Here is a 23,806-nt window from a genome sequence, read left to right as displayed (position 1 = left end):
GGCCACCGGCTCACACGCGGGCGCAGCCTCGCGGAAAGGCACCGCTCAGGCGGGAACGCTCCTCACGCAGGAGCCGTGTTCACGCAGGCGCGCCGCCGTCGACGGTGAGCAGCGAGCCCGTCGTGTAGCCGGCCATATCGGAGCAGAGGTAGAGGGCCGCACCCACGATCTCCTCCGGGTCCCCGCCCCGCCGCGCGGCGAACGTCTGCGCCCTGCGCGCGAACTCCTCCGCGTCCCAGTGCGCCGAGACGTCCGTGAGGAACGTCCCCGGGACGATCGCATTGACCCGCACGTGCGGACCGTAGGCCGCGGCGAGCGCCTGCGTGGTCGCGTTGAGCCCCGCCTTCGCCGCGCCGTAGGGAACGGTGTGCGGACGCGGGTGGACCGCGGCGGTCGAGGAGATGTTGAGGATCGCACCTCCGCGCCGGGAGGCTGGTTCCGGCACTGTGCCGGAGGCGCCCGGCCCACCGGCCGCGGTCCCGGCACTCACCGCGCCTCCGGCTGCCGCCTCGGCCCGCTCCCACATGCGCTCGCCCAGGATCGCGGCGAGCCGGAACGGACCCTTGAGGTTGAGGCCGATCACCCTGTCGTAGAGCGCCTCTGAGATCTCGCTGAGCCTCCCGTACGGCGGTGAGGAGCCCGCGTTGTTCACGAGGACGTCGATGCCCCCGAACGTCTCCCACACCTCATGCGCGAAGGCCGTGCACGCATCCCAGTCCGCGACCTGCAGAGCGCGCGCATGCACCTCGCCCCCGGTCTCCGCGGTGATGGCCGCTGCGGTCGCCTCACAGGCGTCGAGCTTCCGCGAGGCGATCACGACCCGCGCTCCCAGCGTGGAGAACGCACGCGCCATCCGGTGGCCGAGGCCGCGGGAGCCGCCCGTGACCACGACCGTGCGGCCGGAGAAGTCGAACGCCCAGGCCTGGCCCGGGTCCGCCGCGTCGACACCGGATCCCGCCGCGCCGCTCATCCGCCCACGCCCTCGCCGTCGATGACGCGCATCGCCTGGTCGAACAGCGACACCGTCCGCTCGTGCAGGCGCCTGCCCACCGACTCCGGGACGAGCCCCGCACTGGCGCGCGCCTGCGAACCCTCGAGGATCGCCCCGAACCGGAAGCACGCGAGCACGTGGAAGTAGTCGACATCGCCCGTGTCGTGGCGGCTGGCGCCGGCATAGGCCTCGACCACCTCGGCGTTCGTGGGCGCGCCGGGCAGTGTGAGCCCGTCGCGTGAGGCGAGCAGGTGGCCGAGGTCCAGCAGCGGGTCCCCGAGCGTGCTCAGCTCCCAATCCACGAGCGCGGCGACGGCCGGTTCCTCCCGGGAGAACAGCACATTGCCCGCATGGCAGTCGCCGTGGATGATGCCCGCTCGCTCGGTCTCCGGCAGGCGCTCCGCGAGCCACCGGGGGATCGTCTCCGTCCCCGGGTGGTCGAGACCCGGCCAGGACTCGAAGGAGCGGTAGCTCTCGAGCTGGCCGGTCCAGCGCCCGGGCTGCCGTGCGAGCCATCCCGCGGGCTTCCCGAAGCCCTCGAGGCCCACCGCGAACGGGTCCACATTGCCGAGCGCAGCGACCGCACGCGCGTGAGAGAGACCCATCGCGTGCTGCCAGGCCTCGTCCTGGGCCACCGAAGCCGGCACCTCCGAGACGCCGTTGAACCCGTCGACGGCCTCCATGACGAAGAACGCATTGCCGAGCACATCGAGGTCCTCGCACGCCGCGACGAAGGCGGGGTGCGGCACGTCGGAACCGGCGAGTGCGGCGAGCACCCGCGCCTCGCGCAGCATCACGGCGTCCGAGTTCTCCCGCTTGTTCACGGGCGGGCCGCGGTAGATGAGGCGCCTGCCGGGAGCCGCCGCCGGCTCCCAGGTGAAGCCGAGCAGCACGTTCTGCGTCCCGCCTGTGAGGAACTGCGGGTCGCGAATCGCTCCGTCGCCGAGGCGTCCGCGCAGCCAGCCCTCGAGCGCCGCGGTGTCGAGCCCCGCGGCACGGGCGTGTGCCGCCGCGGCCTCGGCGTCGCCGGCTGTCTGCGCGCCGCGGGCATCAGCGGCGGTCGGGCCGGCGCTTCCTCCCGCAGTCGCCTCGGCGTCACCGTCTGCTGCGGCCACCGCCTCACCGGTCCCGCGCCCCGTCGCTGCGGTCTCGCCCGCACCCATCAGGAGGCGGCCTCGAGGAGGGAGGCGAACTTGCGAGCTGCGGCCTCTCGGCGGGTGGGGATGTGCTCGGTGGGCACCTCGACCGGCGTGTAGTCGCGCAGCGTGCGGCGGGCGACCGTGACCTTGTGGACCTCGTCAGGACCGTCGTAGATACGTGCGGCGCGGGCATCCCGGTACATCTCCTCGAGCGGAAGGTCGCCGGTGATCCCGAGCGAGCCGTGCACCTGGATCGCGCGGTCGATGACGTTGTAGAGCACCTGGGCGCCCCAGAACTTGATGAGCGCGATGTCCGTGAGCGCCGCCTTCGTCCCGCCCTGGTCCATCTTCCAGGCCGCCTGCAGCGTGAGGAGGCGCGCGGCCTCCATCTCCGCCTTCGAGGTGGCGACGAGGTCCTGCATCATCTGCTTGTCCGCGAGCACACCGTCCTTCACGTGGCGGGAGACCACGCGCTCGCACATGATGTCGAAGGCCCGCTGTGCCTGACCCAGCCACCGCATCGCGTGGTGGATGCGGCCGGGCCCGAGGCGCTGCTGTGCGAGCAGGAACCCATCGCCCTCGGCCCCGATGAGGTGGCTTGCCGGCACGCGCACGTCCTCGTACAGGATCTCCGCGTGTCCCTTGTCCCCCGCCGAGTGCGCCCCGCCCATGACCGGGATGTCGCGGAGCACGTTCACCCCGGGCGTGTCCCGGTCGACGAGGATCATGGACGCCCGCCTGTGCGGCTCCGCCTCGGGGTCGGTGACGACCATGACGATGAAGAAGTCCGCGTGCGAGCCGTTCGAGGAGAACCACTTGTGGCCGTTGATGACGTACTCATCGCCCTCGCGCACAGCCCGGGTCGTGAGCCGCGTGGGATCCGCGCCCGCACCCGGCTCCGTCATGGAGAAGCAGCTGCGCAGCTCGCCCGCGAGCAGGGGCTTCATCCAGCGCTCCTGCTGGAAGTCGTTCCCGCCGATCGCCAGCAGCTCGGCGTTGCCGGAGTCCGGGGCGTTGTTCCCGAAGATCGGCGGGGCGAGGCGGGAACGGCCGAGGATCTCGTGCATGAGGCCCAGCTTCAGCTGGCCGAAGCCCCCGCCGCCCAGCTCGGGCGGGAGGTGCGCGGCCCACAGCCCCTGCTCCTTCACCCGCTCCTTGAGCCCTGAGGTGACGGCGGCGAAGGTCTCGGGATCGAGGTCCGCCACCTCCAGCGGCAGGATCTCCTCGCGGACGAAATCGCGCATCCACTGCAGCTTCGCCTCGAAATCCGGTTCCGTGCTGAAGTCCCAGGCCATCGTTCTCCCCTTCGAGAATCAGGTGCGCTCGCACGTGCCGTCCTGCCGCGTGCATACGGGCGGAATCGGCAGCTGTGCAGGGTGCCCTCCACGGCGGATGCACCTCGCAATGTGTGAGCGACACCACTTGAGCAATCGTTCGTTCGACGGTAGCACGCAGGTGAGCGCAGGAGGAAGCCGCCGCGCTCCCCCGGTGCGCCACCGGCAGGGCCTGCGCGCCGCGGATGGGGCCTGCCTGCCGACAGCTTCGCGCGCGCCTCCGGAACATCACGCTTCAGCGCCGCAAGGCGGAGATTCGATGCGGCGAAGCGGAGCCGGACCCGCAGCGCGGAGGCGAGGTGCGAACACGGAGGCACCGGCAGGCCTGCCGACAGCTTCGCGCACGCCCCCGGATCAGCACGCTGCTGCGTGGGTACGCCTGCCTATGCCAGCTGAGCGCTGAGCTTCTCCGCCGCCCGGCGGACGGCAGCGGCGATCTGCGACGCCCCGGCGGAACCGACCTCGGGAGCGGCCTCGATTCCGGGACCGGCGGCCGGAGCGTCTTCTCCAGCGCCCTCGGCAATGTCCGCGCCGCAGCCCGCGCCGCCTGCACCGCCCGCCTCACCGGTCGGCATGCTCACGCCGAGAGCGGCGATGGGGCGTTCCATCACGTCGAGGACGGGAGCGGCGACCGTCCGCACGCCCGGCGTGATCTCGCCGGTCTCCTCCGCCCAGCCCCTCCTGCGCGTGAGGGAGAGCTCGGCGCTCAGCTGCGAGTACGTGCGCGGGCCGAGCCCCGTCCTGTTCACGAACGTCGTCTCCCCCTGCAGGATCGCGAGCAGGTCGCGCTTGGGCAGGTGCGCCATGATCGCCCTGCCCGTCGCGGTGAGGTAGCCCGGCATCGTGATGCCCGAGGCGGTGATGACGGCCACCGATTCCACCGCCTGCTCCTTGAGCAGGTACACCGTCTCCCAGCCGCGCAGCACCGCGAGCTGGGCGGTGGCCCCCGTCTGCTCCGCGAGCGAGCGCACGAGGGGCGCGGCCAGCCGCTGCAGCGGGTTGGTCCGCAGGTAGGAGGCGCTGAGCTCCTGCACGCCCGCGCCCAGCACGTACCCGGAATCCGCGTGGTAGACCATGCCCAGCTCCTCGAGGACCCCGAGCAGGTCGTACACGGTGGAGCGCGGCAGACCCAGGGTCCGCACGAGCGCACCCGCGCTCACCGGCCGGTTCGAGCCGGAGAGATGGCGGAGTATCGCCACCCCGCGCCGCAGCGCCGGCACCTCAGCCATCCGCTCCGCCCCTTCCCGTCGTCGTCACACCGTCTGCCCCATTCTCCGCACCCGCGCTGTGGTCCGCACTCCGCCGCACGTGCGCACCGGTGGAACTCACGCCCCCGGGCCGCACGCTGCCACTCACGTGCAGAGATGGCGCGCTCACGAGCTCCCGCACGGACGGCGCGCACCCGGCCGGAGGGAGTTGCGGCTCAGAGCCCCAGCGCCGCATATGCCTCGCGGTACAGCTCGCCGATGTCCCCCAGCTGTGCGTGCACACCGTCGCGCACGCGCACCTGTCCCGCAGTCACGACCGTCCGTATGTCCGCCGAGGTGCCGGTCAGCACGATCTGCTCGTCCACCGAACCGTACGTCCGGGGCGAGCGCGGGTCCACCTCGATGAGGTCGCACACGCGCCCCACCGCGAACGCACCGGCCGGGAGCCCGAGGCTGCGAGCCCCTCCCGCGGTCATCGCCTCCAGCAGCTGCTCCGGCGAGAACCGGCCGCGCTCACCCGAGCGCAGGCGCTCCCCGGCCTCGAGCGCCTGCAGTTCGCGCAGGGCGTCGAGGACCACGTGCTGGTCGGAGCCCAGGGCGATGGTCGCACCGGCCTCGGCGAGCTCGTTGGCGGGACCGATCCCGTCGGCGAGGTCCGCCTCCGTGCACGGGCACATGACGATGCTGGTCCGCGCCGCGCCCAGCCGCTCGATGTCCTCGCGCGTGAGGTGCGTGGCGTGCACGGGCGAGAGGTTCGCCGCGAGGATCCCTGCATCCGCGAGCACCCCCGTGGGCGTGCGGCCGTAGGCGGCCAGGCTCGCGGCGTTCTCGGCGGGCTGCTCGGAGAGGTGCACGTGCACCGGGCCGTCGAGCTCCGCGAAACGGGGGATGTCGGAGGCGGGCACGGCGCGCACGGAGTGGATCGCAGCTCCCAGCGTCACGAGGCCGGCGGCCGAGGAGGCGGCGATGCCCTCGGAGGAGGCAGCAACGGCAGCGCCCTCCGCGTCGCCGGCGAAGGGACCGCCGGCCAGCACGCGCGCGAGGTCCGCGTGACGGCGCAGGTAGCCGTCGATGTCGCCGTCGCCGAACCGCACCTGCTCCTCGCTCAGCGGCTCGCCGATGCTCCCGGTCAGATAGCAGGTGTCGAGCAGGCGCATGCGGATGCCCGCGTCCTCGGCCGCGGCCGCGAGCGCGAGCTCCATGGCATGGGCGTCGCCGAGGCCGCCTCCGGACCCGTCCTCGGCGCCCGCCGCCTGCTCCGTGCCGTACGGCGCACCGCCGGGAGCATGGTGGACGTAGTGGAACTCGCCCACGCTGGTCCAGCCGCCCAGCAGCATCTCCGCGAAGACGGCGCGGGCCGCGATCCGGTAGTTCTCCGGCGTGAGACGGCCCGCGATCCGGTACATCACCTCGCGCCACGTCCAGAAGGTGCCGCCATCGCCGTGCGTGCGCCCGCGCAGCAGGCGGTGGAAGGCATGGGAGTGCGCGTTCACGCCGCCGGGGAGCACGAGGCCGGGCAGGTGCTGGGCACCGGCGGACGCCTCGGCGGCGGGCACCCCCGCACGCACCTCCGTGAGCACGCCCGCGGCATCCGCGCGCAGGAGCACCCCCTCGCGCACCGCCCCATCGACCCAGGCGCGCTCGCACCAGAAGACGGACGCTGCGGAAGCGCCCGCCTCCGCGGTGCCGCCCGCTTCCCCCGCCATGCCGGACGTCCGGGCGCTCATCGTGCGAGCTCCATCGCGAGCGCATCCGCGAGCGCCTTCACGCCCGCGCGGGCGTCCTCGTCCTCGCAGGCCTCCTCCGGCGCATGCGAGACGCCCGTGGGATTGCGGACGTAGAGCATGGCCGAGGGCACGTGCGCAGCGAGGATGCCGGCGTCGTGGCCCGCACCCGAGGGCAGCAGCGGCGCGCCCGGCAGCAGCCCGGACAGCCGCCCGTTGAGCGCCGAGTGGAACTCGGTCGTGGCGGAGTAGGACTCCTGGTCGACGGTGGCGGCGACCTCGCGCCCGGCGTACCCGGCCTCGGCGGCACGCTCGTGCGCTCGCCGGGTGATGTCCGCGAGCACGGCGGCCACCACATCGTCGTCCGGGTGGCGGATGTCGAGCCAGAAGTCCATCGCCGAGGCGATGACATTGGTCCCTCCGGGGTGGATGAGGGTGCGCCCCACCGTCGCGACCGCACCGGCGTGGGCTGCAGCGATGTCCGGGATGTCCCCGATGAGGCGCGAGGCCGCCACCACCGGGTCCGCACGGTGCGTGAGCGGGGTGGTGCCGGCGTGGTTGCCCTGGCCGGTGAACCGGAAGTGCCAGCGGCCGTGGCCGATGATCGAGGAGCCGATCGCGACCGCGTGCTCCGTGCCCGCAAGCCCCACGCCCTGCTCCACGTGCAGTTCGAGGAAGGAGCCGATGCGGCCCAGCCGCTCCTCATCCCGGCCCGCTCGCGCGGGGTCGAGGCCGTAGGCGGTGAGCGCGTCCGCGAGCGTGGTGCCCTCGGCGTCCGTGAGCGCGAGCGCCTTCTCCGCGGCGACCGCACCGGTGAGGAGGCGCGAACCCAGGCAGGCGAGCCCGAACCGCGAGCCCTCCTCCTCCGGGAACACCGCGAGCGCGAGCGGGCGCCCGGTCGCGTCGAGCCGGCCGCTGGAGCGCAGCTCGTCCACCGCCGCGAGCGCCGAGGCGACCCCCAGCGGACCGTCGAAGGCACCGCCGCCGGGCACCGAGTCCAGGTGGGAGCCCGTGACGACGGCGTTCTCACCCGGTTCCGTCACCCACGCCCAGGTGATGCCGTTGCCGTCCACCTCGGTGTCGAGTCCGCGGGCGTCCGCCTCCGCGAGGAACCACTCGCGGAGGGTGCGCTCCTCCGCGGAGAAGCCGGGGCGGAGGTAGCCGGGGCCGCGGGGGTCGCGGCCGATGTCCTCGATCTGGCCGAGGAGGGAGACGACATCGCTCATGGGGTGCGTCCTTTCCGGAGCGGGCCGCGGTCGGGGACCGCGGGGCGGGGTGGTAGGAATGGGCGGGGATCAGGCCGCGGCGGATCAGGCCTCGGCGGCGGACTGCTCCCCGGAGAACTCCGGCAGGACGCGCACGAGATGGCTCACGGCCTCGGCGGCCGCGAGCACGGTGCCCGAGGACACGAGGCCGATCGTCTCCTCCAGCTCGGGGGTGAGGAAGCGGTCCGGGCCGGGGCCGGGCACCGTCTGCCGGAGCCGGGCGATGACCGCGCCGGTGACGGGAGCGGGCGCGTCCTCGCGGAGGTCGATGCCGCGGGCCGCGGTGTAGAGCTCGATCGCGACGACCCGGCCGAAGTTCTCCACGGCCGTCCGCAGCTTGCGGGCAGCGCCCCAGCCCATCGAGACGTGGTCCTCCTGCATGGCCGAGGAGGGGATCGAGTCGACGCTCGAGGGAGCGGCCAGGCGCTTCATCTCGGAGACGAGGCCGGCCTGCGTGTAGTGGGCGATCATGAGGCCGGAGTCCACACCCGCGTCGTCGGCGAGGAAGGGCGGCAGGTCCTGGTTGCGCGCCCTGTCGAGGAAGCGGTCGGTGCGGCGCTCGGCCATCGAGGCGACGTCCGCGAGCACGATCGCGAGGAAGTCCAGCGCGTGCGCCAGCGGCGCGCCGTGGAAGTTGCCGTTCGAGGAGACGGTGCCGTCGGGCAGGACGACGGGGTTGTCGATCGCCGCACGCAGTTCGCGGGAGGCGGTCTGCGCGGCGAAGGACACGGCATCGCGCGCCGCGCCATTGACCTGCGGGGCGCAGCGCAGCGAATAGGCGTCCTGGACGAGGTGGGTGGAATCGCGGTGGCTCGCGACGATCGCGGAGTCCGCGAGGGCGGAAAGCATGTTCGCCGCGGCCTCGGCCTGGCCCGGGTGCGGGCGGAGCGGGTGGTGCAGGTCCGGCTGGAAGACGCGGTCCGTGCCCAGCTGCCCCTCGACGCTCATGGCGGCGGAGAGGTCCGCGGTCGTGAGGAGCACGTCGATGTCGTGGAGGGCGAGGATGAGCATGCCGAGCATGCCGTCGGTGCCGTTGACGAGGGCCAGGCCCTCCTTCTCCCGGAGCTCGACGGGGGCGATGCCTGCCGCCTCGAGCGCCTGGGCGGCCGGGACGGGCGCGGAGGGGGTGCCGTCGGCGGATACGGGGCCGTGGACCTCGCCCTCGCCCATGAGCACGAGGGCGCAGGCGCTCAGCGGCGCGAGATCGCCGGAGCAGCCCAGCGAGCCGTACTCGCGGACCACGGGGGTGATGCCCGCGTTGAGCAGCGCCACATAGGTCTCGAAGGTCTCGGGGCGCACGCCCGTGCGGCCGGTGGCCAGCGTGCGGGCGCGCAGGAGCATGAGGGCGCGGACGACTTCGCGCTCGACGGGCTCGCCCACGCCCGCGGCGTGCGAGCGGATGAGCGACTTCTGCAGCTGGGCGCGCAGATCGTGCGGGATGTGCCGCTGGGCGAGCGCGCCGAAGCCGGTGGACACGCCGTAGACGGGCTTCTCCGCGTTGGCGAGCGCATCGACGGCCTCGCGTGAGGCCGCGACGGCGGCGGCGACGTGCTCCGGAACGGTGAGCCGGGCGCCGTGGCGGGCCACGGCGACGACATCGGCGAAGCTGAGCGCCTCCGGGTCGAGGGCGACGGTCTGCTGTGCTGCGGTCATGTGGGACTCCTTGGGGGTTCGTGGACGGAGGTGAGTGCGGGGCTCTGCGGGGCCGGCTTGCGGCGGGCGCCTGAGGCCTCGGCCGGACTCGGTGGAGCAGCTAGAGGATCAGGTGGGCGAGCGGGGCCGTGATGAGGACGCTGAGCACGACGCGTTCGAACCAGATCACGATCATGTGCCACAGCTTGATCGGGATGTCCGTGGCGAGGACGGAGGGGACCATGGCGGAGAAGAAGATGATCGCGGAGACGCAGACCACCGCCACCGTGAAGCGGGTGACGAGATCCCCTTCGGCGCCGATCTCCGCCGCCGGCAGGAACATCTCGACGAGACCGAGCGACAGCGCCTTGCCCGCCGCGAGCGGGTCCTCGAGGCGGGTGAGCCACGTGACCGGGTAGAAGAGCCAGGCAGCCCAGTCGAAGAGCGGCGTGTGCTTGGCCAGCAGCAGGCCGCCCAGGCCCACGGACATGATCGAGGGCAGCACGGAGGAGACCATCACGACGCCGTCGCGCAGGCCCTGCCAGACCACCACGGGGATACCGGGGAGGCCGGCGAGGGTCCCCCTGGCCTGTGTCCAGGCCGCGGCGAAGCGGCTGCCCCGCACCTCCTCCTCCGGATTGGGCGTGGCGCCGGGGAAGTACTCGTCCGGGATCCGCGACAGGGGCGGGATGCGGACGGAGATCGCGGTGACGAGGAAGGTCACGAGCAGTGAGACGAAGAAGTAGGTGAGCCAGCGGTCCATGATCCCCGTGGCGTTCGCGACCACGATCATGAAGGTGACGGAGACGGTGGAGAAGCCCACCGCGATGATCGCGGACTCCTTGGCGGTGTAGCCGCCGCTCCGGTACACGCGGTTGGTGATGAGCAGGCCCAGCGAGTAGGAGCCCACGAAGCTCGCGACCGCGTCGATGGCCGACCGCCCCGGCGTCTTCCACACCGGCCGCATGACGGGGCGGACGAAGACGCCCACGAACTCCATGAGGCCGAAGCTCACGAGGAAGGCGAGGAAGATGCCGCCGATCGGGATGAGCAGGCCCACCGGCGTGACCAGTGAGTCCCACAGGAAGGGACCGATGTCCTCGGCCGCGAGCCAGCCCGGAGGCGTCGGCATGAACACGAGTGCGGACGCCGCGGCCAGGCCCGCGATGTTGAGGAAGGAGAACACCGTGCGCGTGGGCGAGGCCCGCCAGGTGCCGATCGCGAAGGGGCGGATGGTGCCGAACAGGATGATCGCGAGCAGCACGTACGACACCGCAGGCCCCAGGCCCGTGCGGACGAGGGTGACGAGGTGGTCGAGCGGGATCGAGCTCTTCCCGTCCATCGTCACGGGGACGAAGAACATGAAGACGCCGACCGCCGAGCAGAGGACGAGGGTGAGGGCGTCCCGGAGGGCGCCGCGGGCGCGCTGGCCCCTGGGGCTCTGGTCTCCGGGCCCCTGGTCCCCCGGGGCGCTGGGCGTGCCCACCGTGGCGGGAGCCGCGCTCGCCTCGACTGGGGCCTCGGCGGCGGAGGCACCTGCGGCCGAGGCCCCCGCAGCACCCGCCGGATCGTGCCGACCGGAGCGGTCCCCCGCCGTCACCGCACCTCCTCGCCGCCGCGGAACACGCGATCCACGAGCGGCACGCCGGGGCGGTACATGAGCTGGACGTAGGAGGGTGCGGCGAGGATCGCGAAGTCCGCGCGCGCACCGGCGCTCAGATGCCCCACATCGGTGCGTCCCAGCGCCCGGGCGCCGCCCGCGGTCGCGGCGTGGAGGGCCTGTGCGGGGGTGAAGTGCATGTCCCGGACGGCCACGGCGAGGCAGAACGGCATGGAGTTGGTGAAGCTGGAGCCGGGGTTGCAGTCGGTGGCGAGCGCCAGCTCCACACCGGCGGCCACGAAGCGGCGGGCGTCCGGGTAGACGGCGCGGGTGGAGAACTCGGCTCCCGGCAGCAGGGTCGCGACAGTGCCCGAGGCCGCGAGCGCCGCGAGGTCCTCGTCCGTTGCGTGGGTGGCGTGGTCGGCGGAGTAGCAGCCGGTGCGGGCGGCAAGCGCCATGCCCTCGCCGTGCTGCAGCTGATTGGCGTGCAGGCGCGGCAGGAGACCGGCCGCCTTGCCTGCGGCCAGGATGCGCTCGGTCTGCTCCGGGGTGAAGGCCCCGCGGTCGCAGAACACGTCGATCCACTTCGCCTGGCCCGCGGCGGGGATGATCTCGTTGATGACGAGGTCCACATAGGCGTCCGGGTCCCCGGCGTACTCCGGCGGCACCACGTGGGCGGCGAGCAGGGTGACCTCATCCGTGTGACGGGCGATGATGTCCAGCGCGCGGAGCTCGTCCTCCTTCGTGAGACCGTAGCCGGTCTTGATCTCGACGGTCGTGGTGCCCTGGCGGCGGGCCTGGTCGACGAGCATGACGAGGTTGGCCTCGAGCTCGGCCTCCGAGGCCGCGCGGGTGGCGTTCATGGTGGTGCGGATGCCGCCTGCGGAATAGGCCTGACCGGACATGCGCGCGGCGAACTCCTCGGTGCGGTCGCCTGCGAACACGAGATGGTTGTGGCTGTCGACGAAGCCCGGGATGACCGCCCGGCCGCCGGCGTCGACGACCTCGGTCTCCGCGTCCGCCGCGGGGGCCTCGGACCCGGACCCCGCCCATGCGATGCGCCCGTCCTCCACGAGGAGCGCGGCATCGCGGAGGACGCCGAGGCGGTCGCCCGGGTCCGCGTGGTGCGCCTGTGCCGGGTCGTTGGTGACCAGCTCCCCGATGCCGGTGACGAGAGTCTTCATGGGCGGTGGCCTCCTCGCGCTGAGATCGCCGGCCGGCACGGGGTGCGCTGTCTGCGCGCCCGGTCGGGGCGGGTGGGACGGTGGGTGCGGGGCCGCTGCCGCAGGGCTCCGCACAGGTTCCCCTCCAGTATGGCCAGCGTCACGGACACGGCACACGCCTCGCCCGTGAATCCGTCCGAAATCTCGGACTGAGCGCGAGTGTCGGGCGCCCTCAGCCTCTCGGCACGAGCTCCGTGTGCCCGGGGTACCTGTGGCTGAGCGCGTGATCGAAGGTGGCGAGCACCGTCCCCCGCGAGGCCGCCAGCGAGACGAGGTAGGAGTCCGTCACCTGCTTGTACCCGCGCACACTGTCCAGGGCGGCATCCGCATAGGAGAGGGAGTCCGGCCAGAAGACATAGCGCTCCTGCCGGTACAGAGAATCGAGCAGGGACTGCACCGCCGCCGCACTGCCGCCGGACCGCACCACGAAACGCATCAGGGCGCCTTCCGTCACCGGGGAGACCGCGAGGGAACGTCGCTCCGCGCTCCACAGATCCGCTGCCCGGTGGTGGATATGGCCGACCTGGGTCAGCGCAATGAGCACATTCGCATCGAGGAGGAGCGGCGAAATCGCCACTGCGATCAGTCCTCCTCGATGAGTTCGGCAACCTCTTCCGAGGTGAACCTCCGGCCGAGATCCATGCACGGGGTGCCGGACACCTCGCTGTATCGGATCTCGATGGGCTTGGACAGCTGATCGAGCCCCCGCACTGCGAGATCCACGAGCACAGCGGAGACCGACTGGCCGCGCTCGGCCGCGAGCGCCCGCACCCGGGCATCGACGTCATCGGGCAGATTCACGGTGGTCCTCATATCCGCATCGTAGGCGCATCACCCCTGCATCACAAGGGTTCACAGCACCGAGCCGACGCCGGACCGAAACGGCAGCATTCTCACCGAGTGCCGCACGCAAACCACGCACCCCTCGTGATGCGCGTGCGCCACCGCCTCACGTTACTGCTCGTTCACTTCGGAGCTTCTTTTCAGCCATTTCTCAGCTCTAGGTTCGCGGTGACGTTTCCGCGAACCTGAAGGGCACTCTCCATGACCCGCCTGTCACGACTGCTGGCCGCCTCGGCGGCGCTGGTCCTCCTGTCACCCGCGGTGGCGGCCCATGCCGCACCCGCCCCGCACGGCGCAGACGCGCCCCTCGGAGCCGCGTCCGAGGAGAGCCCGGAGCCCACGGCGACGCCCGGACCCGGCCCGGAGCCAGCCGGCCCCGCCTCCCTCCTCCTCGGCGTGGGCGCGAACGCGAGCGAGCGCAGCCTCTCGTGGTTCACGGACGGCGAGGCGGACGAAGTCGTGCAGATCGCCGCGGGCGAGCACGACGCCATGCCCGCGGGCGCCCGGACCGTCGAGTCCTTCGCCCGCGGGGGGTCCGCGGAAGGCACCAGCGACTACGTACATGCGACGGTGACGGGCCTGGAGCCGGAGACCGCGTACTCCTACCGCGTGGGCAGCGAGGAGAGCGGCTGGTCCGAGGTGCAGCGCTTCCGTACGCACGACGAGGAGCTGGAGCATTCGTTCACCTTCGTGGGCGATCCGCAGATCGGCTCCTCCGGCGACATCGCCGCGGACGGTGCGGGCTGGCAGAGCGCCCTCGACGCCGCCGACGGCTTCTTCCCCGACTCCCACTTCGTGCTCTCCGCCGGCGACCAGGTGAATGCCTATGCCGGCGATCCGGAGGAGTACCGCGCCTATCTTGCGCCCGAGCAGCTGCGCACCCAAGCATTCGCGCAGACTCTGGGGAACCACGACTACAGCCGCAGCGCGCCGCAGCCGCTGTTCGGCCAGCACTTCGTCCTGCCCAACCAGTGGGAGGGCGACCCCACGGGCGGCACGTACTGGTTCGAGCAGAACGGGGTGCTGCACCTCAACATCTCGACGGAGAACCGCGACTACGAGTCCCACCGGCAGTTCCTCACGCAGGTCATCGAGGAGCGCGGCGATGAGGCGATGTGGACGATCCTCACCTTCCACCGCTCCATCTACAGCTCGGGCGCCACGCATTCGCAGTCGGGCACCACTCGGGCCATCCGCGAGGGCCTCGCTCCCCTCATCAGCGAACTGGACATCGACATGGTGCTCGCCGGGCACGATCACTCCTACACGCGCTCGCACCTCATGAACGGCACGGAGGTCGCGAGCGAGGAGACGGTCACCGCACCGGAGGGGCACGATCAGCTGTTCCCCGGCGAGGACGAAGTCCTCTACATCACTGCCAACTCCTCCTCGGGCAGCAAGTACTACCCGCTGGCACCGGAGGAGCTCACACCGTGGGCCGCGGTCCGCGACCAGCAGAACGCGATCACGGTCGCGAACGTCGTGGTCACCGAGTGCTCGCTGACCACCACGACGAAGAAGGTCGACGGCGGCGAGGAGGTCGACCGGGTCGAACTGGTCCGCGACCGCATCGCCCCGGAGATCACCACGCCCGGCGATGCGTCCGTCGAGGTGGGCGGCGAGTTCGATCCGCTGGACGGCGTGGAGGTCTCCGACTCCTGCGGTGAGGTCGCGCTGGAGGACGTGCGGGTCTCCGGCTCCGTCGACACGGCGGTTCCCGGGGAGTACGCGCTCAGCTACAGCGTCGAGGACTCCGCGGGCAACACGGGGACCGCAGAGCGCACCGTCACCGTCGCCGAGGCCGCCTCGCCGGAGCCCTCGCAGTCGCCTTCCGAGGAGCCCACGGAAGGCCCGAGCGGCGAGCCGACTGATGGACCGACGGACAAGCCGAGCGGCGAACCGACCCAGGGCCCCACGGAAGCTCCCTCCCCCGATCCGAGCGACGATCCCGCCGAGGTCGGTCCCGGCTCGGACGACGACCGCGGCACCCTGCCGCGCACGGGTGCGACCATGACCGGTGCGATCGCGGCTGCGCTGGCGCTCGTCGGAGGCGGAGCCGCCCTCCTCCTCGCCGCACGTCGCCGCCGGGGCTGAGCACTGTCCGGCCCGTGCTAGGCGCAGTGCAACTCCCCTGCGCGCACAATGCATGCATGGGAGTTGCACTGCAGATCCATGACGTCCCCGAGGATGTTCGCGAGGCGCTCGCGGAAGCGGCCTCGAGGAACGGCCAGACCCTTCAGGCATACCTGCTGGGGCTGGTCACCCGGGAAGCGCGCATGATCGGGAACACCGGTGTCGCGACGTTCCGCGTCGAGCTGCCGGACGAAGCCCTGCCGGAGAAGATCATCCGCGAGGGACGCGAGGGCGGATTCGAGATCGACCGCGGCGAGTTTCCGTGATCGTCCTCGACGCAGGCGTCTGGGTCCGCGCCCTCGTCGACTCCGGGGCCAAGGGACGCCCTCAGCGGCATCCGGCCCGGCCTCACCTGTGTGCGAGTGAGTGGATCCGCAGCGCCTCGGGCACCCGCTCCTCGTCCCCGGACTCGATCACATCGACCAGCGTGGTGTGCGCCCGGATCCGCACCTGCAGGTATTCCTCCGTCTGGTCTGCCGGGCGCCTGACCCCCATGACGGTGGAGCGCATGCTGCCCAGCAGCCATCCGTAGAGGTCCGAGAGCACTGCGTTCGGCGTGATCTCCGCGATGCGCGCGTGCAGCTCCCAGATCTGCGCGATGAACTCCGCCGGCCGGTCGGACAGCTCCTCGAGCGCCCCCACGATGCGCCGGAGCTCGGTGATGTCCGCCGCGGTGCGATGGCGGACGGCCTCGCGGATCACCAGCTCCTCCAGATGGTCGCGCACAGCCATGACGTCCCGGATGTACCCGGCCTTGCCGCCCACGTCCAGCAGCGAGCGCCCCAGGGCGACGAGAGAGCTCCCCTGCGCCACGAACAGCCCGCCGCCCGGTCCGGGGCGGGCCACCACCCGGCCCCGGTCGCTGAGGATCCGCACGGCCTCGTTCACGGTTGCACGCGCATTGCCGGACCACACCCGCAGCTCGTCCTTGGTGCCGATGAGCTCGCCCGGCCTGAGCCCGCGCTCCTCGATGAGCGCGTCGATGCGCTCCGCGAGCAGGTCACCGCGGGTGCGGCGATCGCCGAAGACGCCCAAGTTCTGCATGACTGCACCGTACTCAAACTGCGCGCGGAACACCCCATTGACTTATGTCATGGGTCACACTACGTTCCACCTAACGGTTATCACCATTTGGGAGATCGGTGAGGCCGAGGATCTCGACGAAGGAGTCGACATGCACAAGAAGATCTGGGCGCTGGCGGCCGCACCCCTCCTCCTCGCAGCCTGCGGCGGACCGGCCGCCGAGCAGGCGGAGTCCGGCGGCGCGGAGGGAGATGCGACCGCCCTCACCGTCGCCCTGCCGACCACCAGCTGCCTCGTCTCGTTCGAGAACTACGTCGCGGAGTCCGAGGGCTTCTTCGCCGACGAGGGCGTCGACATCGCGATCGAGGCGGTGAACGGCTCCGCAGGAGTGCTGCAGGCGATCGCCGCCGGTCAGGCGGACTTCGGCGGCCCCGGGGCCACTCCCGTCCTCGCGGCGCTGGAGCGCGGGGAGGACGTGAAGTACTTCCTCAACTCGAGCCCGGGCGGCTCCTTCTGGCTCGTCACCCCCTCGGATTCCGGCATCGGCTCCGCGGCCGAGCTCGAGGGGAAGCGGATCGGCGTCGCAACCGCGGACGGCAACGAGGTCGGCTTCGTCGATGCGATCATGTCGAACGACGGCGTCGAGGCGGACGGCTACGAGAAGATCACCGTCGGCGAGGGCGGCACCGCGGTGGCGGCCTTCGAGCGCGGGGAGATCGACGCCTATGCGGCATCCGCGGACGGCTATGCCACCATCGAGCACGCCGGCATCCCGCTCGAGGACATCACCACCGACTCGGTCGACTACATGTTCGGCAACGGCTATGCCGCACCCGCCGCGCTCATCGAGGAGCAGCGCGAGGCACTCGTGGGCTTCGGACGCGCATGGCACCGGGCCTCCCAGCTCGGTGCCGAGGATCCTCAGAAGGTCATCGAGATCTGCGCCGACTACCAGCCGCAGGAGGTCGAGGACGAGGAGTACGCACTGTCGATCCTCGAGCTCCTCGCGGAGTCCCGTCAGCCGGTCAGCCCCGATGACGAGTTCGGGCACATGCACCCGGAGCACTGGGAGGCGATCCTCGCCGATGCCGTCGAGGCGGGCACGGTCACCGACGACTCGCTCAGCCTCGAGGGCGCCTACACCAATGACCTCGTGGCCGAACTCAACGAGTGATCCGGAAGGACCACACGCAGTGAACACGAGCTACAGCATCCGCGGTCTGCACAAGACCTTCGACCGGGCAGGGGTCGTCGCACTGGAGGACGTCTCCCTGGACGTGCCGCGCGGCTCGATCATCTCGCTCATCGGGCCCAGCGGCTGCGGCAAGTCCACGCTGCTCAGCATCATGGCAGGCCTGCTCGCGCAGTCGTCCGGGACGGTAGAGCTGTTCGGCACGCCGGTCGACGGGCCGCCGCACGAGGTGGGGATCATGTTCCAGCGGGCGACGCTGCTCCCCTGGCGCTCCGTCGTCGAGAACATCCTGCTGCCCATCGAGATCCAGGGCGGGCGGAAGGCTGCGAGAGCTGCGCGTGCTCGCGCTGCCGCACTGCTCGAGATGGTGGGGCTCTCCGGCTTCGAGGATCGCTATCCCGACGAGCTCTCGGGCGGGATGGCCCAGCGTGCGGCGATCTGCCGCATGCTCATCACGGAGCCCCGGGTGCTCCTCCTGGACGAGCCGTTCGGCGCCCTCGACGAGATGACGAGGGAGAAGATGGACCTGGAGATCCAGCGGATCGCCGCCGCCCAGGAGGCGACGGTCGTGGTCGTCACGCACTCCATCCCCGAGGCCGTCCTCCTGTCGGACACGGTGTACGCGATGTCCGCGCGGCCCGGACGGATCAGCGAACGGATCGACATCGACCTGCCGCGTCCCCGCGGCCTCGACGTCATGGCCGAACCGGCCTTCGCCCGCTACACCGCCCGCGTCCGCGATGCGCTCGACCGCGGCCATGACGCCGCGGCATGAGGAGAGGAAGGCAGCCATGAACCGCAGATCCGATGCCGCCGCGCCCGCCCGGGCGCGCACGACGCGATTCGCCGCGGCCTCGGCCTGGATGGACAGGCTCCCGCAGCCGGTGGCGGTCTCACTCGTCGTCGTGGTCGTCCTCGGCCTCTGGCAGGCGCTCGTCTCGTTCGGCGGGGTCTCGGAGATCATCCTGCCCTCGCCCCTGAGCGTCGGAGAGCAGATCGTCGAGGTCGTCCGGCAGCTGGTGATGGGGGACTTCCTCCTCGGACAGCTCTGGATCACGGTGCAGGAGATCGTGCTCGGCTTCCTCATCGCCTCGCTCGCGGGGTTCCTGATCGGCCTGTGGATCGGGCAGACGGAGTTCGGGAGGAAGGCGGTCATGCCGCTCTTCGTCGTCGTCGAGGCGAGCCCCAAGATCGCCTTCACCCCGGTCTTCATCGCCTGGTTCGGCTTCGGGATCAGCTCCAAGTTCCTCATGGCGGCGTTCATGTCGATCTTCCCCGTCATCATCAACACCGCCGCCGGCATGAACGCCGCGGGGGCAGAGGAGATCCGGCTCTTCCGCTCGATGCGCGCCAGCTCCTGGGAGATCTTCTGGAAGCTCAAGTTCCCCCGGGCGCTGCCGTTCATCTTCGCCGGCCTCAAGATCGCCATCGTCTCCGCGGTGACGGGCGCCGTGGCCGCGGAGTTCATCGGCGGCGGCGTGGGCTTCGGCGAGCAGGTCCGGGTGGCCGCCTCCCGCATCGCCCTCGACCGCGTCTTCGCCCTCATCCTCGTGCTCAGCATGCTGGGCCTCGCACTGTTCGGACTCGTCTCACTCGCCCAGCGCAGGTTCGCGTTCTGGGATCTCAAGAAGGACCGCTGAAAGGAAACCCCATGAAACTGGCTCGCACACTCATCGACTCGGCTCCCGCCTTCATCCTCAGCGAGGACGGAGAGCGCTGGGTGAGAGCCGCCGATGCGCTCGGCGGGGAGACGGACTACACCGCTCTCATCGGGCGCCTCACCGCCGGGATCTCTCCGGAGGACCTGCTCACCGCACCCGAGGTCGCCCCGGCGGAGCTCCTGCCGCCCGTGGGCGCCCTGGAGAAGTCGATCGCGATCGGCAAGAACTACGTCGCCCACGTCGAGGAGACGGGCAGCGACATCCCCAGCCACCCCGTCGCCTTCTCCAAGTACCCGAGCTCCTTCGTGGGCGCGGCGGGCGACATCGTGGTGGACTCCGGCGTGACGTCCACCGTCGACTACGAGGTCGAGCTCGTCGTCGTGATCGGACGGGAGGCGAAGGGCATCAGCAGGGAGGACGCCGCGAGCGTGATCGCCGGCTACACCGTGGGCAACGACGTCTCCGCCCGCGACTGCCAGCGCCGAGACGGGCAGTTCGACTACGCGAAGGGCATGGACACGTTCGGGCCCATCGGACCGTGGATCACCTCGACGGATGAGATCCCCGACGTCACGGACCTCGCGATCTCCAGCTCCGTCAACGGCGAGACGCGGCAGAGCGCGAGCACGAGCCTCATGATCTTCCCCATCGACGTGCTCATCGAACACCTCTCCCGGGTCATCACGCTCAGGCCCGGAGACCTCATCTGGACCGGCACGCCCGCAGGCGTCGCCCTCGGCATGGAGCAGCCGGCGTTCCTCTCGGACGGCGATGTCGTGCGCTGCGAGATCGAGGGCCTCGGAGAGCTGCGGAACACCGTCGTCATCCGCTGAGGCAGGAGACGCGGCGCACTCCGCCAGACGCCGCCATGCACCAGCACATGCGCAGAGCACCACCGCAGGGACGCTCCCTGCGGTGGTGCTCTGCGCTTCACGTGGTGCGCACGCGCGTTCTCCTCGCGCCCCCGCCGCGCCTCAGGCGCGGTGGTCGAGCTCCTCGTCGGTGGGCACCCAGATGCCGCGCTCCTTCGCGACCTCGTGCGCACGGTCGTAGCCGGCGTCCACGTGGCGCAGCACGCCCATGCCCGGATCGTTCGTGAGCAGGCGCTCGAGCTTCTGGGCCGCGAGCTCGGTCCCGTCGGCCACGGAGACCTGCCCGGCGTGGATGGAGCGGCCCATGCCCACGCCGCCGCCGTGGTGCAGCGAGACCCAGGTGGCACCGGAGGAGGTGTTGACGAGCGCGTTGAGCAGCGGCCAGTCCGCCACCGCGTCCGTGCCGTCGGCCATGCCCTCGGTCTCGCGGTAGGGCGAGGCGACGGAGCCGGAGTCCAGGTGGTCGCGGCCGATCACGATGGGCGCGGACACCTTGCCCTCGGCCACGAGGCGGTTGAAGAGGAGGCCGGCCTGGTGCCGCTCCTTGTAGCCCAGCCAGCAGATGCGCGCGGGCAGACCCTCGAACTCGACGTACTCGTTCGCGGCGTCCAGCCAGGTGTGCAGGTGCTCGTTCTCCGGGAAGAGCTCCTTGAGCGCCGCGTCCGTCACCGCGATGTCCTGCGGGTCGCCGGAGAGCGCCACCCAGCGGAACGGCCCGAGGCCCTCGCAGAACAGGGGCCGGATGTAGGCGGGGACGAAGCCGGGGAACTCGAAGGCGCGGTCGTAGCCGGCCTTGCGCGCCTCGTCGCGGATCGAGTTGCCGTAGTCGAACACCTCAGCGCCGCGGTCCTGGAACTCGACCATCGCCTTCACGTGTGCGGCCATGGACTCCTGTGCACGCAGCGTGAATTTCTCCGGGTCCTCCTCGGCCTCGTCGTGCCAGTCGTCGAGGGAGACGCCCAGCGGCAGGTAGGACAGCGGGTCGTGCGCGGAGGTCTGGTCGGTGACGATGTCGACCTCGGCGGCCTCGGGCCGGTCGAGCAGCAGCGGCAGGATCTCCGCGGCATTGCCGACGAGGCCCACCGAGAGCGCGCGCTTCTCCTGCTTGGCAGCGATGACCTTGGCGAGAGCGGCGTCGAGGTCCGTCTCCACCTCGTCGAGGTAGCGCTTCGCCTGACGGCGCTTCAGGCGCGTCTCATCCACGTCGATGATGAGGCACGCGCCGCCGTTGAGCGTGACGGACAGCGGCTGCGCCCCGCCCATGCCGCCGCAGCCGGCGGTGACGGTGAGCGTGCCCGCCAGGGTGCCGCCGAACCGCTTCTTCGCCACGGCGGCGAAGGTCTCGTAGGTGCCCTGGAGGATGCCCTGCGTGGCGATGTAGATCCACGAGCCCGCCGTCATCTGGCCGTACATCATGAGGCCTTCGGCCTCGAGCTTGCGGAAGTGCTCCCAGTTCGCCCAGTCGCCCACGAGGTTGGAGTTCGCGATGAGCACGCGCGGCGCCCATTCGTGGGTGCGGAGCACGCCCACCGGCTTGCCCGACTGCACGAGCAGGGTCTCATCGGACTCGAGCTCGTCGAGCGTGCGGACGATCGCGTCGTACGCCTCCCAGGAGCGGGCCGCGCGGCCGGTGCCGCCGTAGACCACGAGGTCCTCGGGGCGCTCGGCGACCTCGGGGTCGAGGTTGTTCATGAGCATGCGCTTCGGCGCCTCGGTCTGCCAGGACTTCGCGGTGATCTCCGCACCGCGGGGGGCGCGGATGACACGCGAGGGATCGTGCGTCGTGTGGGTCTGGGCCATGGGGTCCTCCTCGGTCGCGGGCTGCGCGTGATGGGGCACAGCGGTGAAGGGCTTTCCTCCATCATGCGCCGAGGCGGTCCCCGGCCGGAGCGAGCCAGGCCACTTTGCGTCCGATATCTCGGACAGGGTCACGCGCGGCCGAGGCGGTGGCAGGCACGGGCCCGCCGGCGCCTCGGCGTCAGCACCCCGTCGCCGCCGTCAGGGACTCACAGACCTCCCTCATCCGCCCGGCACTCAGCCTCCCGGCCCGCTCCGTCAGCACGCGGACGTCCACATCGACCACCGCATCGAGCTGCACCGCACAGCGCCGACCGAGAGGGTCGCCGTCCTCCGGGTCCAGCACCACCTCGCTCACCAGACCGCGGATCACCGTGCTGCACGGCGCAATCATGGTCCGCCCACGGGACTCGATCGCGATCTGCCGGGCGATGACCACCACCGGCCGCGTGCCGGCCTCACGCAAATCCGCCCACCACACCTCCCCGCGCAGCGGCATCCGCCTCATGAGCGCGCCGCAGCATCGACGAAGGCGGCGAGGTCGCCCCACTCATCGGGAGTGTCCATCGGCTGCTCCGCATAGGCCGCGGCGTAGTCCGCGTCGATCTGCGCCGCCCTGTGCTCACGCAGCAGCGCAGCCAGCGCGGCCTCCACCACTGACGCCATCGTCTCGTGCGGATGCAGTGCACGCACCTGCGCGAGAAGAGCCCGGTCCACAGTCGTGCTGATCCTCTCCCGCGTCTTCATGCCACAATCATGCCATGATCATGCCACTGCCACCAGCCCATCCCGCATGCGGATCACCCCCGTCGGGGCGACCCGCTTGCGGGTTGCTGCATGGATGAGCGGGCACAGGCCTCCTCCGCGACCGCGCGGAGCAGCCGTACACCGCCGTCTCAGGACGCGACGAGCACCGTCCGGCCGGCGACCGTTCCCTCCGCGACGGCGGCGAGCGAGTCCCGCAGCGTCTCCGCGTCGAGCGGCCGCTCCGTGACGGGCACCCCGGGCAGGTCCGCGTCCTGCGCCATGCCGACGAGGTCCCGGAGGTCGTCGAGGCTGCCCACATAGCTGCCCTGGATGCGGAGGCTCTTGAGCGGCAGCAGCGCGGTGGGCACCACGGCCTCCCCGCCGAACAGCCCCACGGGAACGAGCACACCGGCCTTGTCCAGGCATTCGAAGGCCGTCTGGAACGTGGCACCGGTGTTGACGAAGTCGATGACCGCCTGCACCGGCGCCTCCAGGACCGAGGCCACCGCGGCCCCGTCGAGCGCACGGGAGTTCACGGTCCGGGCCGCTCCCAGCCGTGCGGCGGAGGCGAGGTTCGCCTCCGAGACGTCCACGGCGATCACCTCGGACTCCGTGAGCCGTGCGAGGAACGCGACGGCGGCGAGCCCCACCCCACCGGTGCCGATCACCATCACCCGATCACTCGCCCCGAGCGGCAGTGCCCGCTGCACCGCGGAGTAGGCGGTCAGGCCGCTGCATGCGAGAGTCGCGGCCCAGGCCGGATCGAGCTCGCCGATGTCGACGAGGTGCTCGGAGTCCGGGACGAGGACCTCGCTCGCGAACCCGCCCCAGCGGAAGACCCCCAGCGCCCGGCTCGACCGGCACACATGGGAGTCCCCGCCGCGGCAGAGTGCGCATTCGCCGCACCCGATCCAGGGGTGGACGAGGCGCCGTTCGCCGAGGCGAACCCCCTCGGCGTCCTCGCCCACCGCGATCACCTCGCCCACGATCTCGTGCCCGAACACGGCCGGGTATTCGAGCCCGCGATCCGCGATGGACAGATGCCCCTGGCGGCCCAGATCGTATCCGCCCTCCTGAGTGTGGACGTCCGTGTGGCACACGCCCACGTGCGTGACCCTCAGCAGCACCTGGCGTCCGTGCGGAACGGGGCTGGCCACCTCCGTCTCCCGCACGGGCTCACCGGGGCCGGCGACTGCGAATGCCCTCATCTGCGCGCCCTCAGCCCTTCTTGTAGACGAGCTGCTTGTTCACGAACTCGTCCATCGCCAGCGGGCCCAGCTCCCGACCCACACCCGAACGCTTCACCCCACCGAAGGGCAGGAACTCCCGCGACCCCTCCGGAGTATTCAGAAACACCATCCCCGCATCGATCCGGGAACCCACACGCTCGGCCCGCTCCACATCCTCCGAGAACACCGCCGA

Annotated in this window: 23 protein-coding genes; 6 read left to right on the top strand and 17 right to left on the bottom strand. The window is 71.4% G+C overall.

Features of this window, described 5'->3' with window-relative positions:
- Positions 1-79: 79 nt before the first annotated feature.
- The 11 genes from K318_RS21040 to K318_RS0110415 all read right to left on the bottom strand — a co-directional run bounded on the left by K318_RS21040 (position 80) and on the right by K318_RS0110415 (position 12,929).
- On the bottom strand, positions 80-970 hold the full coding sequence (locus tag K318_RS21040) for an SDR family NAD(P)-dependent oxidoreductase (protein ID WP_051297853.1): 891 nt from the start codon (positions 968-970) through the stop codon (positions 80-82).
- Complete coding sequence (locus K318_RS21035; RefSeq protein WP_051297852.1) at positions 967-2,154, bottom strand: phosphotransferase family protein; 1,188 nt, start codon at positions 2,152-2,154, stop codon at positions 967-969. The genes K318_RS21040 and K318_RS21035 overlap by 4 nt, the downstream gene beginning before the upstream one ends.
- Positions 2,154-3,425, bottom strand: coding sequence for an acyl-CoA dehydrogenase family protein (locus tag K318_RS0110455; protein ID WP_029089451.1), 1,272 nt, complete (start codon positions 3,423-3,425; stop codon positions 2,154-2,156). Before K318_RS0110455 ends, K318_RS21035 begins: the two co-directional genes overlap by 1 nt.
- Before the next feature lie 422 nt (positions 3,426-3,847).
- A complete protein-coding gene (locus tag K318_RS21030; RefSeq protein ID WP_051297851.1) occupies positions 3,848-4,693 on the bottom strand; it encodes an IclR family transcriptional regulator in 846 nt (281 codons plus the stop codon).
- A gap of 194 nt (positions 4,694-4,887) precedes the next feature.
- Positions 4,888-6,399: an amidohydrolase family protein gene (locus tag K318_RS21025; RefSeq protein ID WP_245579859.1), complete on the bottom strand. Its 1,512-nt coding sequence runs from the start codon at positions 6,397-6,399 to the stop codon at positions 4,888-4,890.
- Positions 6,396-7,622, bottom strand: coding sequence for an allantoate amidohydrolase (locus tag K318_RS0110440; protein WP_029089450.1), 1,227 nt, complete (start codon positions 7,620-7,622; stop codon positions 6,396-6,398). The genes K318_RS21025 and K318_RS0110440 overlap by 4 nt, the downstream gene beginning before the upstream one ends.
- 84 nt (positions 7,623-7,706) lie before the next feature.
- A complete protein-coding gene (gene hutH / locus K318_RS21020; RefSeq protein ID WP_051297850.1) occupies positions 7,707-9,314 on the bottom strand; it encodes a histidine ammonia-lyase in 1,608 nt (535 codons plus the stop codon).
- 100 nt (positions 9,315-9,414) lie between these two features.
- Positions 9,415-10,893, bottom strand: coding sequence for a YjiH family protein (locus tag K318_RS21015; RefSeq protein ID WP_245579858.1), 1,479 nt, complete (start codon positions 10,891-10,893; stop codon positions 9,415-9,417).
- Positions 10,890-12,077 (bottom strand): imidazolonepropionase, encoded by a 1,188-nt coding sequence (hutI, locus tag K318_RS0110425; RefSeq protein WP_029089449.1) that lies wholly within the window; start codon positions 12,075-12,077, stop codon positions 10,890-10,892. The genes K318_RS21015 and hutI overlap by 4 nt, the downstream gene beginning before the upstream one ends.
- A gap of 211 nt (positions 12,078-12,288) precedes the next feature.
- On the bottom strand, positions 12,289-12,693 hold the full coding sequence (locus K318_RS0110420) for a PIN domain-containing protein (protein ID WP_211233323.1): 405 nt from the start codon (positions 12,691-12,693) through the stop codon (positions 12,289-12,291).
- A gap of 5 nt (positions 12,694-12,698) precedes the next feature.
- Entirely contained in the window at positions 12,699-12,929 is a 231-nt protein-coding gene (locus K318_RS0110415; RefSeq protein WP_029089447.1) for a ribbon-helix-helix domain-containing protein, read from the bottom strand.
- A gap of 231 nt (positions 12,930-13,160) precedes the next feature.
- Here K318_RS0110415 and K318_RS23735 point away from each other — a divergent pair, with 231 nt between their 5' ends.
- Both K318_RS23735 and K318_RS0110405 read left to right on the top strand, forming a co-directional pair.
- Positions 13,161-15,053, top strand: coding sequence for an immunoglobulin-like domain-containing protein (locus K318_RS23735; RefSeq protein ID WP_051297849.1), 1,893 nt, complete (start codon positions 13,161-13,163; stop codon positions 15,051-15,053).
- Between the two features lie 56 nt (positions 15,054-15,109).
- Entirely contained in the window at positions 15,110-15,358 is a 249-nt protein-coding gene (locus tag K318_RS0110405; protein ID WP_029089446.1) for a hypothetical protein, read from the top strand.
- 82 nt (positions 15,359-15,440) lie between these two features.
- Here K318_RS0110405 and K318_RS0110400 read toward each other — a convergent pair whose 3' ends face one another.
- The gene (locus K318_RS0110400; RefSeq protein ID WP_029089445.1) at positions 15,441-16,136 is read right to left on the bottom strand and encodes a FadR/GntR family transcriptional regulator; all 696 of its coding nucleotides are present in this window, start codon (positions 16,134-16,136) and stop codon (positions 15,441-15,443) included.
- 130 nt (positions 16,137-16,266) lie between these two features.
- Between K318_RS0110400 and K318_RS21005 the strand changes: the two genes are divergently transcribed.
- From K318_RS21005 to K318_RS20995, 4 genes are read left to right on the top strand one after another with little or no spacing between them, the layout of a single operon-like run.
- A complete protein-coding gene (locus tag K318_RS21005) occupies positions 16,267-17,289 on the top strand; it encodes an ABC transporter substrate-binding protein (protein ID WP_051297847.1) in 1,023 nt (340 codons plus the stop codon).
- 19 nt (positions 17,290-17,308) lie between these two features.
- Complete coding sequence (locus tag K318_RS0110390) at positions 17,309-18,082, top strand: ABC transporter ATP-binding protein (RefSeq protein ID WP_245579856.1); 774 nt, start codon at positions 17,309-17,311, stop codon at positions 18,080-18,082.
- Between the two features lie 16 nt (positions 18,083-18,098).
- A complete protein-coding gene (locus tag K318_RS21000; protein WP_035281560.1) occupies positions 18,099-18,947 on the top strand; it encodes an ABC transporter permease in 849 nt (282 codons plus the stop codon).
- 11 nt (positions 18,948-18,958) lie between these two features.
- Positions 18,959-19,801, top strand: a complete 843-nt coding sequence (locus K318_RS20995; protein ID WP_051297846.1) for a fumarylacetoacetate hydrolase family protein — start codon at positions 18,959-18,961, stop codon at positions 19,799-19,801.
- A gap of 141 nt (positions 19,802-19,942) precedes the next feature.
- Here the strand turns inward: K318_RS20995 and hutU are convergent, their stop codons facing one another.
- From hutU to K318_RS20990, 5 genes are all read right to left on the bottom strand, one after another.
- A complete protein-coding gene (gene hutU / locus K318_RS0110375; protein ID WP_029089443.1) occupies positions 19,943-21,640 on the bottom strand; it encodes a urocanate hydratase in 1,698 nt (565 codons plus the stop codon).
- Positions 21,641-21,818: 178 nt separating this feature from the next.
- Positions 21,819-22,136, bottom strand: a complete 318-nt coding sequence (locus K318_RS0110370) for a type II toxin-antitoxin system PemK/MazF family toxin (protein ID WP_211233322.1) — start codon at positions 22,134-22,136, stop codon at positions 21,819-21,821.
- Positions 22,137-22,141: 5 nt separating this feature from the next.
- On the bottom strand, positions 22,142-22,384 hold the full coding sequence (locus tag K318_RS0110365) for a hypothetical protein (protein ID WP_029089441.1): 243 nt from the start codon (positions 22,382-22,384) through the stop codon (positions 22,142-22,144).
- Between the two features lie 149 nt (positions 22,385-22,533).
- On the bottom strand, positions 22,534-23,592 hold the full coding sequence (locus tag K318_RS0110360) for an alcohol dehydrogenase (RefSeq protein WP_029089440.1): 1,059 nt from the start codon (positions 23,590-23,592) through the stop codon (positions 22,534-22,536).
- A gap of 10 nt (positions 23,593-23,602) precedes the next feature.
- A partial coding sequence (locus K318_RS20990) for an aldehyde dehydrogenase family protein (protein ID WP_035281557.1) occupies positions 23,603-23,806 on the bottom strand: 204 nt, incomplete at its 5' end.

This window comes from Brevibacterium album DSM 18261, from assembly GCF_000426445.1.
Taxonomy (GTDB): Bacteria; Actinomycetota; Actinomycetes; order Actinomycetales; family Brevibacteriaceae; genus Brevibacterium; species Brevibacterium album.
Note: the sequence above shows the minus strand (reverse complement) of the source record. Positions and strands in the feature narration are given on the sequence as shown.

Excerpts from the sequence above, each read along its gene's own strand:
- K318_RS20995 (WP_051297846.1), top strand. The coding sequence starts at position 18,959 with ATGAAACTGGCTCGCACACTCATCGACTCGGCTCCCGCCTTCATCCTC.
- hutU (WP_029089443.1), bottom strand. The coding sequence starts at position 21,640 with ATGGCCCAGACCCACACGACGCACGATCCCTCGCGTGTCATCCGCGCC.
- hutH (WP_051297850.1), bottom strand. The coding sequence starts at position 9,314 with ATGACCGCAGCACAGCAGACCGTCGCCCTCGACCCGGAGGCGCTCAGC.
- K318_RS0110360 (WP_029089440.1), bottom strand. The coding sequence starts at position 23,592 with ATGAGGGCATTCGCAGTCGCCGGCCCCGGTGAGCCCGTGCGGGAGACG.
- K318_RS0110365 (WP_029089441.1), bottom strand. The coding sequence starts at position 22,384 with ATGAAGACGCGGGAGAGGATCAGCACGACTGTGGACCGGGCTCTTCTC.
- K318_RS21040 (WP_051297853.1), bottom strand. The coding sequence starts at position 970 with ATGAGCGGCGCGGCGGGATCCGGTGTCGACGCGGCGGACCCGGGCCAG.
- K318_RS0110405 (WP_029089446.1), top strand. The coding sequence starts at position 15,110 with ATGGGAGTTGCACTGCAGATCCATGACGTCCCCGAGGATGTTCGCGAG.
- K318_RS21030 (WP_051297851.1), bottom strand. The coding sequence starts at position 4,693 with ATGGCTGAGGTGCCGGCGCTGCGGCGCGGGGTGGCGATACTCCGCCAT.
- K318_RS0110455 (WP_029089451.1), bottom strand. The coding sequence starts at position 3,425 with ATGGCCTGGGACTTCAGCACGGAACCGGATTTCGAGGCGAAGCTGCAG.
- K318_RS21005 (WP_051297847.1), top strand. The coding sequence starts at position 16,267 with ATGCACAAGAAGATCTGGGCGCTGGCGGCCGCACCCCTCCTCCTCGCA.
- K318_RS0110370 (WP_211233322.1), bottom strand. The coding sequence starts at position 22,136 with ATGCCGCTGCGCGGGGAGGTGTGGTGGGCGGATTTGCGTGAGGCCGGC.
- K318_RS0110415 (WP_029089447.1), bottom strand. The coding sequence starts at position 12,929 with ATGAGGACCACCGTGAATCTGCCCGATGACGTCGATGCCCGGGTGCGG.
- K318_RS21000 (WP_035281560.1), top strand. The coding sequence starts at position 18,099 with ATGAACCGCAGATCCGATGCCGCCGCGCCCGCCCGGGCGCGCACGACG.
- K318_RS21035 (WP_051297852.1), bottom strand. The coding sequence starts at position 2,154 with ATGGGTGCGGGCGAGACCGCAGCGACGGGGCGCGGGACCGGTGAGGCG.
- K318_RS0110440 (WP_029089450.1), bottom strand. The coding sequence starts at position 7,622 with ATGAGCGATGTCGTCTCCCTCCTCGGCCAGATCGAGGACATCGGCCGC.
- K318_RS21025 (WP_245579859.1), bottom strand. The coding sequence starts at position 6,399 with ATGAGCGCCCGGACGTCCGGCATGGCGGGGGAAGCGGGCGGCACCGCG.
- K318_RS0110400 (WP_029089445.1), bottom strand. The coding sequence starts at position 16,136 with ATGCAGAACTTGGGCGTCTTCGGCGATCGCCGCACCCGCGGTGACCTG.
- K318_RS23735 (WP_051297849.1), top strand. The coding sequence starts at position 13,161 with ATGACCCGCCTGTCACGACTGCTGGCCGCCTCGGCGGCGCTGGTCCTC.
- hutI (WP_029089449.1), bottom strand. The coding sequence starts at position 12,077 with ATGAAGACTCTCGTCACCGGCATCGGGGAGCTGGTCACCAACGACCCG.